Annotated in this window: 11 protein-coding genes; 2 read left to right on the top strand and 9 right to left on the bottom strand. The window is 71.6% G+C overall.

Going from position 1 to position 12,624, the window contains the following annotated elements; translation table 11 throughout:
- Positions 1 to 12: 12 nt before the first annotated feature.
- The 9 genes from rodA to LUZ64_RS01545 form a co-directional block, all read right to left on the bottom strand.
- A complete protein-coding gene (rodA, locus tag LUZ64_RS01585) occupies positions 13 to 1,212 on the bottom strand; it encodes a rod shape-determining protein RodA (protein WP_095581006.1) in 1,200 nt (399 codons plus the stop codon).
- Complete coding sequence (gene mrdA / locus LUZ64_RS01580) at positions 1,209 to 3,362, bottom strand: penicillin-binding protein 2 (protein ID WP_095581007.1); 2,154 nt, start codon at positions 3,360 to 3,362, stop codon at positions 1,209 to 1,211. The genes rodA and mrdA overlap by 4 nt, the downstream gene beginning before the upstream one ends.
- Before the next feature lie 34 nt (positions 3,363 to 3,396).
- On the bottom strand, positions 3,397 to 4,065 hold the full coding sequence (gene mreD, locus LUZ64_RS01575) for a rod shape-determining protein MreD (RefSeq protein WP_095581008.1): 669 nt from the start codon (positions 4,063 to 4,065) through the stop codon (positions 3,397 to 3,399).
- Between the two features lie 3 nt (positions 4,066 to 4,068).
- Entirely contained in the window at positions 4,069 to 5,001 is a 933-nt protein-coding gene (gene mreC, locus LUZ64_RS01570; protein WP_095581016.1) for a rod shape-determining protein MreC, read from the bottom strand.
- 242 nt (positions 5,002 to 5,243) lie between these two features.
- On the bottom strand, positions 5,244 to 6,263 hold the full coding sequence (locus LUZ64_RS01565) for a rod shape-determining protein (protein WP_004950903.1): 1,020 nt from the start codon (positions 6,261 to 6,263) through the stop codon (positions 5,244 to 5,246).
- Positions 6,264 to 6,550: 287 nt separating this feature from the next.
- Positions 6,551 to 6,964, bottom strand: coding sequence for a nucleoside-diphosphate kinase (ndk, locus tag LUZ64_RS01560; protein WP_095581009.1), 414 nt, complete (start codon positions 6,962 to 6,964; stop codon positions 6,551 to 6,553).
- A gap of 182 nt (positions 6,965 to 7,146) precedes the next feature.
- Positions 7,147 to 7,494 (bottom strand): DUF4233 domain-containing protein, encoded by a 348-nt coding sequence (locus LUZ64_RS01555; protein ID WP_095581010.1) that lies wholly within the window; start codon positions 7,492 to 7,494, stop codon positions 7,147 to 7,149.
- A gap of 1 nt (position 7,495) precedes the next feature.
- Positions 7,496 to 9,043: a bifunctional tetrahydrofolate synthase/dihydrofolate synthase gene (gene folC, locus LUZ64_RS01550; protein WP_232390136.1), complete on the bottom strand. Its 1,548-nt coding sequence runs from the start codon at positions 9,041 to 9,043 to the stop codon at positions 7,496 to 7,498.
- A 38-nt stretch (positions 9,044 to 9,081) separates the two neighbouring features.
- On the bottom strand, positions 9,082 to 10,539 hold the full coding sequence (locus LUZ64_RS01545; protein ID WP_095581012.1) for a peptidoglycan D,D-transpeptidase FtsI family protein: 1,458 nt from the start codon (positions 10,537 to 10,539) through the stop codon (positions 9,082 to 9,084).
- A gap of 108 nt (positions 10,540 to 10,647) precedes the next feature.
- Between LUZ64_RS01545 and LUZ64_RS01540 the strand changes: the two genes are divergently transcribed.
- A complete protein-coding gene (locus LUZ64_RS01540; RefSeq protein ID WP_095581013.1) occupies positions 10,648 to 11,850 on the top strand; it encodes a PAS domain-containing sensor histidine kinase in 1,203 nt (400 codons plus the stop codon).
- Complete coding sequence (locus LUZ64_RS01535) at positions 11,847 to 12,551, top strand: response regulator transcription factor (RefSeq protein WP_095581014.1); 705 nt, start codon at positions 11,847 to 11,849, stop codon at positions 12,549 to 12,551. The genes LUZ64_RS01540 and LUZ64_RS01535 overlap by 4 nt, the downstream gene beginning before the upstream one ends.
- Positions 12,552 to 12,624: the final 73 nt, after the last annotated feature.

The following is a 12,624-nucleotide window of genomic DNA, read 5'->3' as shown; positions in this document are numbered from 1 at the left end:
CGGACAGGCGCGTCAGGCGGAGACCGGCCGCTGGACCTTGATCGACTGGAGCAGTCCGATCGCGATCCAGGCGGCGAACATGGACGAGCCGCCGTAGGAGACGAAGGGCAGGGGCAGTCCGGTGACGGGCATGATGCCGAGGGTCATCCCGATGTTCTCGAAGGACTGGAAGGCGAACCAGGCGATGATCCCGGCGGCGACGACCGTGCCGTAGAGCTCGGTGGTCTCGCGGGCGATCCGGCAGGCGCGCCAGAGCACGACGCCGACGAGGAAGACGATCGCGCCGGCGCCGACGAAGCCGAGTTCCTCGCCGGCGACGGTGAAGATGAAGTCGGTCTGCTGCTCGGGGACGAACTGGCCGGTGGTCTGGCTGCCGTGGAAGAGGCCGGAGCCGGTGAGGCCGCCGGAGCCGATGGCGATCCTGGCCTGGTTGGTGTTGTAGCCGACGCCGGAGGGGTCGAGGGCGGGGTTGGCGAAGGCGGCGAAGCGGTTGATCTGGTATTCGTCCAGGACGCCTAGCTGCCAGATGAGGACGCAGCCGAGGACGCCGGCGCCGAGCAGGCCGGCGATCCAGCGGTGGGAGGCGCCGGAGGCGAGCAGCACGGCGAGGACGATGACCACCAGCACCATGACGGAGCCGAGGTCGGGCATCAGCAGGATGATGACGATCGGGAGGGCGGCGAGGCCGAGGGCCTCCACGACGGTGCGGTGGTCGGGGTGCTGCCGGTCGCCGGCGTCGACCTTGGCGGCCAGCAGCATCGCCATCCCCAGCGTGATGGTGATCTTGGTGAACTCGGAGGGCTGGATGGAGAAGCCGGCGCCGAGCTGGATCCAGGAGCGGGCGCCGTTGATGGTCGCGCCGAGCGGGGTGAGGACGGCGGCGGTGAGCAGTACGGAGATCGCGTAGAGGATGGGGACGCCGCCGCGCAGGGCGCGGTGGCCGACCCAGACGGCGGCGACGGCGAGGCCGAGTCCGATGCCGGTGTTGAGGATGTTGCGGAGCAGGAAGTAGTAGGGGTCGCCCTGGTTGAGCTCGGTGCGGTTTCGGGTGGCGGAGTAGACGAGCAGGGTGCCGATGCCGGAGAGGGCGAGGGCGGCGAGGAGCATGACCCAGTCGAGGCGGCGGACGACGGAGTCGCGGGCGGTGAGCCGGCCCCAGGTGGAGCGCTCGGGGGTGTAGCGGCGGACGTTGTAGCCGTCGGTGGCGCTCATTCGTCCTTCTCCTCCTTCCGGGCGGCGTCGCTCTCCTTGGGCTTCGGGGCGGGCGGATCGATCTTCTGGGCCTCGATCGTGCCGTCCTTCTCGATGGTGGGGAGCTTCTCCTGGGGGTGCGGGAGGAGCGCCTTCTTCGGGTCGATCTTGCCCTTGTCGTCGACGCCGTAGAGGCCGTTGTAGATCTTGCGTACGGCCGGGCCGGAGGCGCCGGAGCCGGTGCCGCCCTGGGAGATCGTCATGACGATCGTGTAGTCCTGGGTGTAGGTGGCGAACCAGGAGGTCGTCTGCTTGCCGTAGACCTCGGCGGTGCCGGTCTTGGCGTGCATCGGGATCTCCTTCTGCGGCCAGCCCTCGAACCGCCAGGCGGCGCTGCCCTGGGTGGCGACGCCGGCCAGGGCGGCGTCGAGCTGGTTGCGGGTGCGGGTGTCGAAGGGCAGCTTGCCGTGGGCGGTGGGCCGGATCTCGCGGACGGTCTTGCCGTCGGGGCTGGCGACGGCCTTGCCGACGGTGGGGTTGTAGAGGGTGCCGCCGTTGCTGATGGCGGCGTAGATGGTGGCCATCTGGACGGGGGTGACGAGGGTGTCGCCCTGGCCGATGGAGTAGTTGACGGAGTCACCGGCGCGCATGCGCATGCCGGATTCGCAGTTCTCCTTGGCGATCTTGGCGGCGTAGTCCTCGGCGTTGCCGCCCTGCTTGCACCAGGTGTCCTTGTTGGCCTCCCAGTAGCGCTTCTTCCACTCGCGGTCGGGGACGCGGCCCTTGACCTCGTTGGGGAGGTCGATGCCGGTCTCCTTGCCGAGGCCGAACTGGTGGGCGGTGCGGTAGAACCAGTCCTTGGGGTGCTTAGGGTTGTTCCCGCCGTCCTTCTGCCACTGGCGGTAGGCCAGGTCGTAGAAGACGGTGTCGCAGGAGACCTCCAGGGCGCGGCCGAGGTTGATGGGGCCGTATCCCTTGGACTCGAAGTTCTTGAAGACCTGGTTGCCGATGCTGTAGGAGCTGGAGCAGTTGTAGTTGTCGGTGAAGGAGTAGCCGGCGTTGACCGCGGCCGTGGCGGAGATGACCTTGAAGACCGAGCCGGGGGCGGCCTGGCCCTGGATGGCGCGGTTGAGCAGCGGGTAGTCGGAATCCTTGCCGGTGAGCTGCTGGTAGTCCTTGGCGCTGATGCCGCCGACCCAGGCGTTGGGGTCGTAGGTGGGGTTGGAGGCCATCGCGACGACGCGGCCGGTCCTGGACTCCATCACCACGACGGCGCCGGCGTCGGCCTTGTAGTTGACGCCGGTGTTCTTGTCGAGCTCCTTGCGGGCGTCCTTCATGGCCTGGTCGAGCTCGCGTTCCGCTATGGCCTGCACGCGGGCGTCGATGCTGGTGATGACGTTGGCGCCGGGGACGGCCTTGTCGCTCTTGGCCTTGCCGATGACGCGGCCGAGGTTGTCGACCTCGTAGCGGGTGACGCCGGCCTTGCCGCGCAGCTCGGCGTCGTACTGCCGCTCCAGGCCGGAGCGGCCGACCTGGTCGGAGCGGAGCAGCGGGGGGCGGCCGGCGGCCTTGGCCTTGATGATCTCGTCGTCGGAGACGGGTGAGAGGTAGCCGAGGACCTGGGCGGTGTTGGAGCCGCCGGGGCCGGCGTAGCGGCGTACGGCGGTGGGTTCGGCGGTGATGCCGGGGAAGTCCTCGGCGCGCTCGCGGATCTGGAGGGCCTGCTGGGTGGTGGCCTCGTCGGTGATGGGGATGGGCTGGTAGGGCGAGCCCGCCCAGCAGGGCTTGGGGGTCTTGGCGTCGCACAGCCGGACCTTGGCGGCGACCTCGTCGGCGGGGAGGCCGAGGACTCCGGCGAGGCGGGTGAGGACGGCCTTGCCGCGGTCCTTCATCTTCATCAGGTCGGTGCGGCTGGCGGAGACGACGAGGCGGGTCTCGTTGTCGGCGAGGGGGATGCCGCGGGCGTCCAGTATCGAGCCCCGGGTGGCGGGGGCGACGACCTGCTGGATGTGGTTGTCGGCGGCCTCGGCGGTGTACTGGTCGCCGTTGCGGATCTGGAGGTACCAGAGGCGGCCGCCGAGGGTGAGCAGGAGTGAGAAGACCAGGATCTGGATGACGACGAGCCGGATGGTGACCCGGGAGTCCCGCCCGGTCTCGGGGAGGTTGCTCATCGGGCGTCCTCCCGGGTGTCGGAAGCGGGCGGTCTCACAGGCGCTTGGCTCCCTTCATGCGGCCCTGGCGGTTGCGCGCCGACCTGCCGAGGAGGCCGGTGCGCTGGCCGCCGATGCGGCTGCCGCGGCCGCCGCCGCCGAGCCAGCCGTAGGCGCCCTCGCCGCCGCCCATGGTGCTGGGCCCCTCGCCGGCCAGCGGGTCGTTCTCGGTGCGGCGGGCGAGGGTCATGATCAGGGGGACGGTGAAGGGGGCGAGCAGCAGGTCGTAGAGGGCGGCGCTGAAGAGCAGTCCGGTGAGGCCGACGTGGCGGGCCGAGGTGTCGCCGACGAGGGAGCCGACGCCCGCGTAGAGCAGGGTGGATCCGATGGCGGCGACGACCACGACGATCATGGGCACGGTGGCGGAGCGGAGTCGTCCGTTCTCGGGGCGGACGAGGCCGACGGCGTAGCCGACGAGGCAGAGCACGAGGGCGTAGCGGCCGGTGGCGTGGTCGGCGGGGGGCGCGATGTCGGCGAGGAGGCCGGCGCCGAAGCCGAGGAGGGCGCCGCTGGTATGGCCGTAGACGAGCGCGAGGCCGATGACGACGAGGAGGAGCAGGTCGGGTACGGCGCCGGGGAGGTGGAGGCGGGCGAGCACGGTGACCTGGACGACGAGGGCGACCACCACGAGCGCGGTCGAGAGCAGGATCCGGTTGAGGCGCATCGGTCAGTCCTCGGGTTTGGCGCTCGGGGTGGGGGTGACGGTGACGGTCACGGTGGGGGTGGGTTTGGGGCCCTCGGGCTTGGGCGGCAGGACGGTGTCGCGGGGGTCGGTGCGCGGGGGCTGGACGACGACGCCGACGATGTCGAGCTTGCTGTAGCCGACGTAGGGGCGGACCTGGAGGGTGCGGGTGAGGCCGCCGCCGGAGGGCTCGACGCGGGTGACCTCGCCGACGGGGACGCCGGGGACGAAGGGCTTGTCGCGGCTGGAGCCGAAGGTGACGAGGCGGTCGCCCTCGCGGACGACGGCCTTGCCGTTGAGGAGTTCGACGCGCAGGGAGCGGTCGCCCTGGCCGTTGGCGAAGCCGAGCTCGCCGGTCTTCTCCATGCGGGTGCCGACGGTGAACTTGGGGTCGTTGGCGAGCAGCACGGTGGCGGAGGTGCGGGCCACGGTGGTGACGCGGCCGACGAGGCCGTCGCCGTTGAGGACGGTCATGTCGCGCCGGATGCCGTCGTTGCTGCCGGCGTCGATGGTGACGGTCCAGGAGAAGCCCTGGGCGGCTCCTATGGCGATGACCTGGGCGCCCTTGATGCCGTACTGGCCGGCTCCGGCGGTCTTGAGCATGGCGTCGAGCTCACGGGCGCGGCCGCGGTTGCGGTCGTCGCTGCCGAGGCGCTGCTTGAGGGTCGCGTTCTCGCGCTCCAGCTCGCTGATGCGGTCGTGCCGCTCGCCGGAGTCCCGGACGGCCGCGACGGCGTTGCCGACGGGGTCGACGGCCGCGGCGACGCCCTTCTCGACCGGGCCGAAGACCGAGGCGGCGGCGTGCCGGACGCCGTCGAGCGGGGACTGCTCGCCGCCGCGGATGTCGACCGTGATCAGCGCGAACGCGACGGCGACCAGCAGCACCAGCAGCAGCCGGCTCTCTCGTGTGTCCCTCACGTGCGGCGGCGTGCCCTTCTCGTCGGACCGGTCCGCTGCGGGCGCGGGCCCGGTCATCGGGAGCGTTCTGCCTGTATATCAGGTTGTTTCGCGGCGTCGGGTACGCCGTGCGCCGCCCTCGCGCGCCGGTCCGCGCCGGCCGGGTGCGCGGGCGGTACGGGGTGGCCGCGAGGCCGCCGGGCCCGCCGGTTCCGGCCGGGTCCCCGGCGGCCCTGGAGGGGCCGTGGGGACCGGCGGGACGGTCAGCGGCGGGGCTGGGCGTCCAGGACCTGCTGGAGGGCCTCGAACTCCTCGACGCACTTGCCGGAGCCGAGGGCCACGGAGTCCAGCGGGTCCTCGGCGATGTGGATCGGCATGCCGGTCTCCCGGCGCAGCCGCTCGTCGAGGCCGCGGAGCAGGGCGCCGCCCCCGGTGAGAACGATGCCGCGGTCCATGACGTCACCCGAGAGCTCGGGCGGGCACTTGTCGAGGGTGGTCTTGACGGCGTCGACGATGGAGTTGACCGGCTCCTCGATGGCCTTGCGGACCTCGGCGGCGGAGATGACCACGGTCTTGGGCAGGCCGCTGACCAGGTCTCGGCCGCGGATCTCGGTGTGCTCGTCCTGTTCGAGGTCGTAGGCCGAGCCGATGGTGATCTTGATCTGCTCGGCGGTGCGCTCACCGAGGAGGAGGCTGTACTCCTTCTTGATGTGCTGGATGATCGCGTTGTCCAGCTCGTCGCCCGCGACGCGGATGGACTGCGCGGTGACGATCCCGCCGAGGGAGATCACGGCGACCTCGGTGGTGCCGCCGCCGATGTCGACGACCATGTTGCCGGTGGCCTCGTGGACGGGGAGGCCGGATCCGATGGCGGCGGCCATCGGCTCCTCGATGATGTGCACCTGACGGGCGCCGGCCTGGGTGGACGCCTCGATGACGGCGCGGCGCTCGACGCCGGTGATGCCGGAGGGCACACAGACGACGACCCGGGGGCGGGCCATCCAGCGCCGCTTATGGATCTTGAGAATGAAGTAGCGGAGCATCCGCTCGGTGATCTCGAAGTCGGCGATCACGCCGTCCTTCAGGGGGCGGACCGCGACGATGTTGCCCGGGGTTCGGCCGATCATCTTCTTCGCCTCGGCCCCGACCGCGAGGATCCCGCCGGTGTTGGTATTGATGGCGACGACGGATGGCTCGTTGAGGACGATTCCGCGACCTCTGACGTACACCAGCGTGTTGGCGGTCCCGAGGTCGACAGCCATGTCACGGCCGATGAACGACATGTTGTTCCCCATGAGGATACGTCTGGCCTTCCCAGCTGGAGCGATTGCTTACTTGAGGTCGGCAGGTGTGCGGTGCGCCGCGGGGCGCGGAAGCTTCATCGTAGTCTCGACGACTCGAACGCGGTGCGAGGGTTCCTCCGCCATTGTCGGCGGAACGGGAGCTCCCCTCAGTAATGGTGACGTCGTGTCGGAGTGAGAGGTTCCCGCGTACGCCCCGCATATGCCAGGGGGCGACCGAAAAGAAATCGGTCGCCCCTGATCAGAATGGGTGCGTGGCTGATGTGCTATCAGGCCAGGCCGGGAAAGAAAATCTTGATTTCCCGCTGTGCGGACTCCTCGGAGTCCGAGGCGTGGATGAGGTTCTCGCGCGTGATGGTGCCGAAGTCACCACGGATGGAACCGGGGGCGGCCGAGATGGGGTCGGTCGGGCCGGCGAGCGCCCGGACGCCCTCGATCACTCGCTCCCCCTCGACCACGAGCGCCACGACGGGCCCGGAGGACATGAACGTCATCAGGGGCTCGTAGAACGGCTTGCCCACGTGCTCGGCGTAGTGCTGCTCCAGGACCTCGCGCTCCAGCGTGCGCAGCTCCAGCGCCTCGATCGTCCAGCCCGCCTTGTTCTCGATGCGGCGGAGGATCTCGCCCACCAGGCGCCTCTTGACGGCGTCGGGCTTGAGCAGGACGAGGGTGCGCTGGGACATGGTGCGGCTCCTTGCGGGCAGGGTGCAGTGCGGCAGAGGCTACAGGGCCGCCGGGGAGACGTGGCACCCGGACCGAGCTCCGGTCAGCCCTCGTCGGACGGCGTCGGGTGGGTCACCCCCGCCGGTGCGGGGAAGGGGTCCGGGTGCCTCACCCAAGTCAAGCACCCGGCACCGGCGTCCCGCTACGCGGTCTCGGCCGCCGCCTGCGCCGCGAAGCGGGCCTTCGCTTCGTCGATCTTGCGGCCGAAGTGGACCGACGCCCACCACAGGCCGCCGAAGACCACGCCCAGGATGAACATCATCGGGACGATGAAGCCGCTCAGGACCAGGCCGATCTGGAGCAGCCAGCCCAGCTGCACGCCGCCGGGGCGGGCGAGCATCCCGCACAGCAGGACGCTCAGCACCATCGCCGTGCCGCTGACGGCCCAGACCGTGCCGGACGACAGGTCGGACGTCTGCATGGCGACCAGGCCGGCGAATCCGATGATGAAGAATTCACCGATCAGAGTGCTGGCGCACAGCATTCGCATGTCAGTCCCTTCCCAGGAGCAGCCGGGCCTCGCCGACCGTGATCACCGAGCCGGTCACCAGCACACCCGCGCCGGCGAACTCGCCCTCTTCCTCCGCGAGGGTGATGGCCGCTTCGAGTGCGTCGTCAAGACGGGGCTCGACCTGGACCCGGTCGGCGCCGAAGACCTCGACCGCGATGCCCGCCAGGGCGTCGGCGTCCATCGCGCGGGCGGTGGAGTTCTTCGTGACCACGACCTCGGCGAAGATCGGCTCGAAGGCCTCCAGCAGACCGCGGACGTCCTTGTCGCCGCTGGCGCCGACGACGCCGATGAGCCGGCTGAAGCCGAACGCCTCGGTGACGGCCTCGGCCGCCGCCGCGGCACCGGCGGGGTTGTGCGCGGCGTCCAGCACCACGGTGGGGCTGCGGCGCACGACCTCCAGGCGGCCCGGCGAGGTGACGGTGGCGAAGGCGCGGCGGACGGTGTCGAGGTCGAGCGTGCGGGCGTGCTGCGAGCCGATGCCGAAGAACGCCTCGACGGCGGCCAGGGCGACGGCGGCGTTGTGCGCCTGGTGGGCGCCGTAGAGCGGCAGGAAGACGCCGGGGTACTCGCCGCCGAGGCCGCGCAGCGTCAGCAGCTGGCCGCCGACGGCGACCTCGCGGGAGACGACGCCGAACTCCATGCCCTCGCGGGCCACGGTCGCGTCCTTCTCGACGGCGCGCTTGAGGAGCACCTGAGCGGCGTCCACGGGCTGCTGGGCGAGGACGACGGTGGCGTCGGGCTTGACGATGCCGGCCTTCTCCTCGGCGATCTCGCCGGGGGTGGTGCCGAGCCGGTCGGTGTGGTCGAGCGAGATGGGGGTGACCACGGCGACGTTGCCGTCGAGGACGTTGGTGGCGTCCCAGGTGCCGCCCATGCCGACCTCGACGACGGCCACGTCGACGGGGGCGTCCGCGAAGGCCGCGTAGGCCATGGCGGTGAGCACCTCGAAGAAGGAGAGGCGGTGCTCCTCGCGGTCGTCGACCATCTCGACGTACGGCTGGATGTCGCGGTAGGTCTCGATGAACCGCTCGGCCGCGATGGGCGCGCCGTCGAGGCTGATGCGCTCGGTGACGGACTGGACGTGCGGGCTGGTGTAGCGGCCGGTGCGCAGGTCGAAGGCGCTCAGCAGGGCCTCGATCATGCGGGCGGTGCTGGTCTTGCCGTTGGTGCCGGTGATGTGGATCGCGGGGTAGGCGCGCTGCGGCTGCCCCAGGATGTCCATCAGCGCCTCGACGCGCCGCAGCGACGGGTCGAGCTTGGTCTCGCCCCAGCGGCCGGCGAGCTCGGTCTCGACCTCGCGCAGCGCCCGGTCGACCTCGGGGTCGGCGGGGCGGGCGGGGACGTCGCTCCGCGGGGGCGCGGACTGGGCGCGCAGGGTGCGGCTGCCGGCCTCGATCACGGCGAGGTCGGGGGTGGGGGTCCCCTCGGTTCGGGGGAGGTCGGTCTCGGCGTCGACAATCTCGGCGAACCGGTCGTCCTCGCCGGTGCCGGTGTCGCCGTTGTCGTCGTTCAGGGGGCGCTCGCTCACGCCGACCAGTCTACGGAGCGGCACCGACACCGCGGGCATCAGGCGGCCGGGGCCAGCCCGGCGCGCATGATCGCTTCGGCCACGGGTGCGGCGAGGCCGTTGCCGCTGACCTCCGAGCGGGCGGCGTCGCTGTCGGCGATCACGACGGCTACGGCGATCTGCTTGCCCTGGGCGTTCTGGGCGTACGACACGAACCAGGCATAAGGCGTACCGCTGTTGTCGACCCCGTGCTGAGCGGTGCCGGTCTTGCCGCCGACGGTGAGCCCGTCGATCCGGGCGTTGGTGCCGGTGCCCTTCTCCACGACCGTCCGCATGGCGGACCGGAGCTGCTGGGCCGTGTCGGCCGACATCGCCCGGCCGTACTCCTTCGGATCGCTCTTCTCCAGGACGCCGGAGGTGCCGTCGGTGACGCGGTCGACGAGGCGGGGCGTCATCAGCAGTCCGTCATTGGCGATGGCCGAGGAGACCATGGCCATCTGGAGCGGGGTGGCCCGGACGTCGAACTGGCCGATGCCGGAGAGCGCGGTCTGCGCCTTGTCCATGCCGGTCGGGTAGAGGCTCTCGGCGGCGCGTACGGGCGTGTCGAGCTTGCCGTCGCCGAAGCCGAGCTTCTTCGCCTGTTCGGCGACCTTCTGCTGGCCGAGCCGCTCGGCGAGGTGGCCGAAGACGTTGTTGCAGGAGTACTGGAGCGCGGTGCGGATCGAGGCGTTCGCGCAGGGCGCGGCGGTGTTCTCGTTGCGCAGGTAGGTGGTGGTGCCGGGCAGGAGGTAGGGGTCGGGGCTGTCGGTCGGCTGGTCGACGGAGGTGTAGAGGCCGTTCTCCAGGGCGGCCGCGGCGACGACGAGCTTGAAGGTGGAGCCCGGCGGGTAGGTCTGGCGCAGCGCGCGGTTGAGCATCGGCTGGTTCTTGTCGTTCTGGAGCGCCTCCCACGCCTTGCGGTCGGCCGACCCGTTCCCGGCGAAGCGCCCGGGGTCGTACGAGGGTGTGCTGGCCATCCCGAGGATCGCGCCGGTGGCGGGGTCGAGGGCGACGGCGGCGCCGGTCTTGCCGCCGAGCGCCTCGTAGGCCGCCTTCTGCACCGCCGGGTCGAGGGTGGTCAGGACGTCGCCGGGGGTGGGTTCCTTGCCGGTGAGGGCGTCCGCGGGGCTGCGCAGCCGGCTGTCGCGGCCGGTGAGGACGGATTCGTAGAGGCTCTCGAGCTGGGTGGCGCCGTACGCCTGGGAGAGGTAGCCGGTGACCGGCGCGTACATCTCGCCGTCGGTGTAGGTGCGCTTGTACTTGAGCTCGCCGTCGGTCTCGGTGGAGCCGGTGACGGGCTTGCCGCTGACGAGGATGTTCCCGAGCGGCCGGGAGTGGGCGGCGATGGTCTGGCGGCGGTTGTGCGGGTTGTCGTCGAGCGCCCCGGCCTCGGCGGCCTGGACCCAGGTGGCCCGGACGAGCACGGCGAGGACGAGCAGCAGGGCGAAGACGGCCACGTGCCGGAGCGGTCGGTTCATCGGGGGCGCGGTCCCTGTCCTTGGCTTATGGTTCGGTCGTACAGATGTCCCGAAAACTCCCGTAAGGGGCGTCGAGGTTCCCCGCCTCGATGAGAGCTGGGTGAGAAAATGCCGTCCGAGGACCGGGACCGGCTCCAGGCGCTGCTGGAGGCGCTGCCCGCGGGCGCCGTGCTGCAGGGACCGGCCGACGAGGTGCTGGCGGTCAACACCAAGTTCGTCCGCATGTTCGATCTGGCGGGCCGGGTGGACCTCTCCCCCGGGTCCCCCATGCGCGCGGTCGTCCCCCTCGTACAGGCGTTCTTCGCCCCCGGCCACACCGGCCCCGGCGCTCCGGACCGGCTCCAGACCCGCGGCCACGTCCACCGGACGGCCGAGATCCCCCTCGTCGACGGGCGGATCATCCGCCGCGAGGTGGAGCCGCTGCGCCACGGCAGCGTCTCCCTGTGCTCCCTGTGGGTCTTCCAGGACATCACCGAGCGCAAGCGGCGCGAGCACGACCTGGAGCGCGACAACCGCGCCCTGACCGAGCTCGCCCGGCAGCGCAACGCCTTCACCGCGGCGGCCTCGCACGAGCTGCGCACCCCGCTCACGTCGATCCTCAGCTTCTGCGAGCTGCTCGCCGACCCCGCCTTCGGCACGCTCACCGCCGACCAGCGCTCCTTCCTCGACGCCGTGCACCGCAACGCGGACCGCATGCAGCGGGTGATCGCCGACCTGCTGCTGACCACCCGGATGCGGGCGGCGGCCCTGGAGCTGGAGTTCGGCCCGGTGGACGTGCCCGGGATGCTCCAGGAAGCCGTCCTGGACCGGCTGGCCACGGCAAAGGGGCCGGGCGTGTTCACGGTCCTGGAGTGCGCGCCGGGCCCGGCGCTCCGGGGCGACCGGCACCGGCTCCAGCACGTCCTGGCCAACCTTCTGGAGAACGCCGCGAAATTCACCCCTCCGGAGGGCCGGATCACGGTGACGGCGGCGCCCAGGGACGCGTTCTGGGAGATCGAGGTCGCCGACACGGGGATCGGGATCCCCGAGAAGTACCGGGAGGAGATCTTCACCGGCTTCGTCCGGGCACCCAACGCGGAGGGCGGCGGCTACCCCGGCACCGGCCTCGGGCTGGCCATCAGCCGCACCGTAGTCCAGCTGCACGGCGGCACCCTGGCCGCCGGGGGCGCGGAGGGCGAGGGGGCGGTGTTCCTGATCCGGCTGCCGGTGGAGGGGCCGCCGGAGGGGGCGGACGCGGAGGGTGCCGCCGCGTCCGAGGGCGCTGACGAGGGCGCCGCCGCGGCGGGCGGGGCGGAAGGAGCGCCCGTATGAGCCGCGTCCTGGTCGTCGAGGACGACGCCGACCTGGCCCTCGCCCTCCGCACGCTCCTCACCCGCGCGGGCTACGAGGTCCTGCACGCCGACAACGGCCGCGACGGGCTGCGGCTGCTCTTCGCCGAGCGGCCCGCGCTCATGCTCCTGGACATCGGACTGCCCGAGCTCAACGGCTGGGAGGTGCTGGAACGCACCCGCGACCTCAGCGACCTGCCCGTCCTGCTGCTCACCGCCCGGGGCGCCGAGACCGACCGGGTGCGCGGCCTGCGCGCGGGCGCCGACGACTACCTCCCCAAGCCCTTCGGCAACGACGAGCTGCTCGCCCGCGTCGAGGCGCTGCTGCGCCGCACCGACCCCACCCGCTGGGCCGGCGACTCCTTCGACGACGGACTGCGGCTGGTGCCCGAGCGCCGCTCGGCGGTCTGGCAGGGCCAGGAGGCACGGCTCAGCGACATCGAGTACCGGCTGCTCCAGGTGCTCGTACGCAACCGGGGCCGCGTGATCACCACCGACCAGCTGCTCGACCGCGTCTGGGACGACCCCGAGGGGACGGGCCGGGAGCGGGTGAAGTTCGCGGTGCTACGGCTGCGCCGGAAGCTGCGCCAGGCGGCGGGCGACGAGGCGGCGGACCCGCTGGAGGCGGTACGGGGGCTGGGGTACCGGTACCGGACGAACGGGGAGGGGGCCGGTCCGGGCTGACCTCGGCCCGGACCGACGCGGATCTGCGAACGTGAGGGCCCGCGGCCGGCCCGCTCTCGCCGCGACCGGCCCT

The sequence above is a fragment of the Streptomyces albireticuli genome (genome assembly GCF_021228125.1).
In the GTDB taxonomy this organism is placed as follows: domain Bacteria; phylum Actinomycetota; class Actinomycetes; order Streptomycetales; family Streptomycetaceae; genus Streptomyces; species Streptomyces albireticuli.
This window is presented reverse-complemented; position numbering and strand designations above follow the sequence as displayed.

Bases quoted from the DNA above. Each gene is read 5' to 3' on its own strand.
- rodA (WP_095581006.1), bottom strand. From the start codon at position 1,212: ATGAGCGCCACCGACGGCTACAACGTCCGCCGCTACACCCCCGAGCGC.
- mrdA (WP_095581007.1), bottom strand. From the start codon at position 3,362: ATGAGCAACCTCCCCGAGACCGGGCGGGACTCCCGGGTCACCATCCGG.
- mreD (WP_095581008.1), bottom strand. From the start codon at position 4,065: ATGCGCCTCAACCGGATCCTGCTCTCGACCGCGCTCGTGGTGGTCGCC.
- LUZ64_RS01565 (WP_004950903.1), bottom strand. From the start codon at position 6,263: ATGTCGTTCATCGGCCGTGACATGGCTGTCGACCTCGGGACCGCCAAC.
- ndk (WP_095581009.1), bottom strand. From the start codon at position 6,964: ATGTCCCAGCGCACCCTCGTCCTGCTCAAGCCCGACGCCGTCAAGAGG.
- LUZ64_RS01555 (WP_095581010.1), bottom strand. From the start codon at position 7,494: ATGCGAATGCTGTGCGCCAGCACTCTGATCGGTGAATTCTTCATCATC.
- LUZ64_RS01545 (WP_095581012.1), bottom strand. From the start codon at position 10,539: ATGAACCGACCGCTCCGGCACGTGGCCGTCTTCGCCCTGCTGCTCGTC.
- LUZ64_RS01540 (WP_095581013.1), top strand. From the start codon at position 10,648: ATGCCGTCCGAGGACCGGGACCGGCTCCAGGCGCTGCTGGAGGCGCTG.
- LUZ64_RS01535 (WP_095581014.1), top strand. From the start codon at position 11,847: ATGAGCCGCGTCCTGGTCGTCGAGGACGACGCCGACCTGGCCCTCGCC.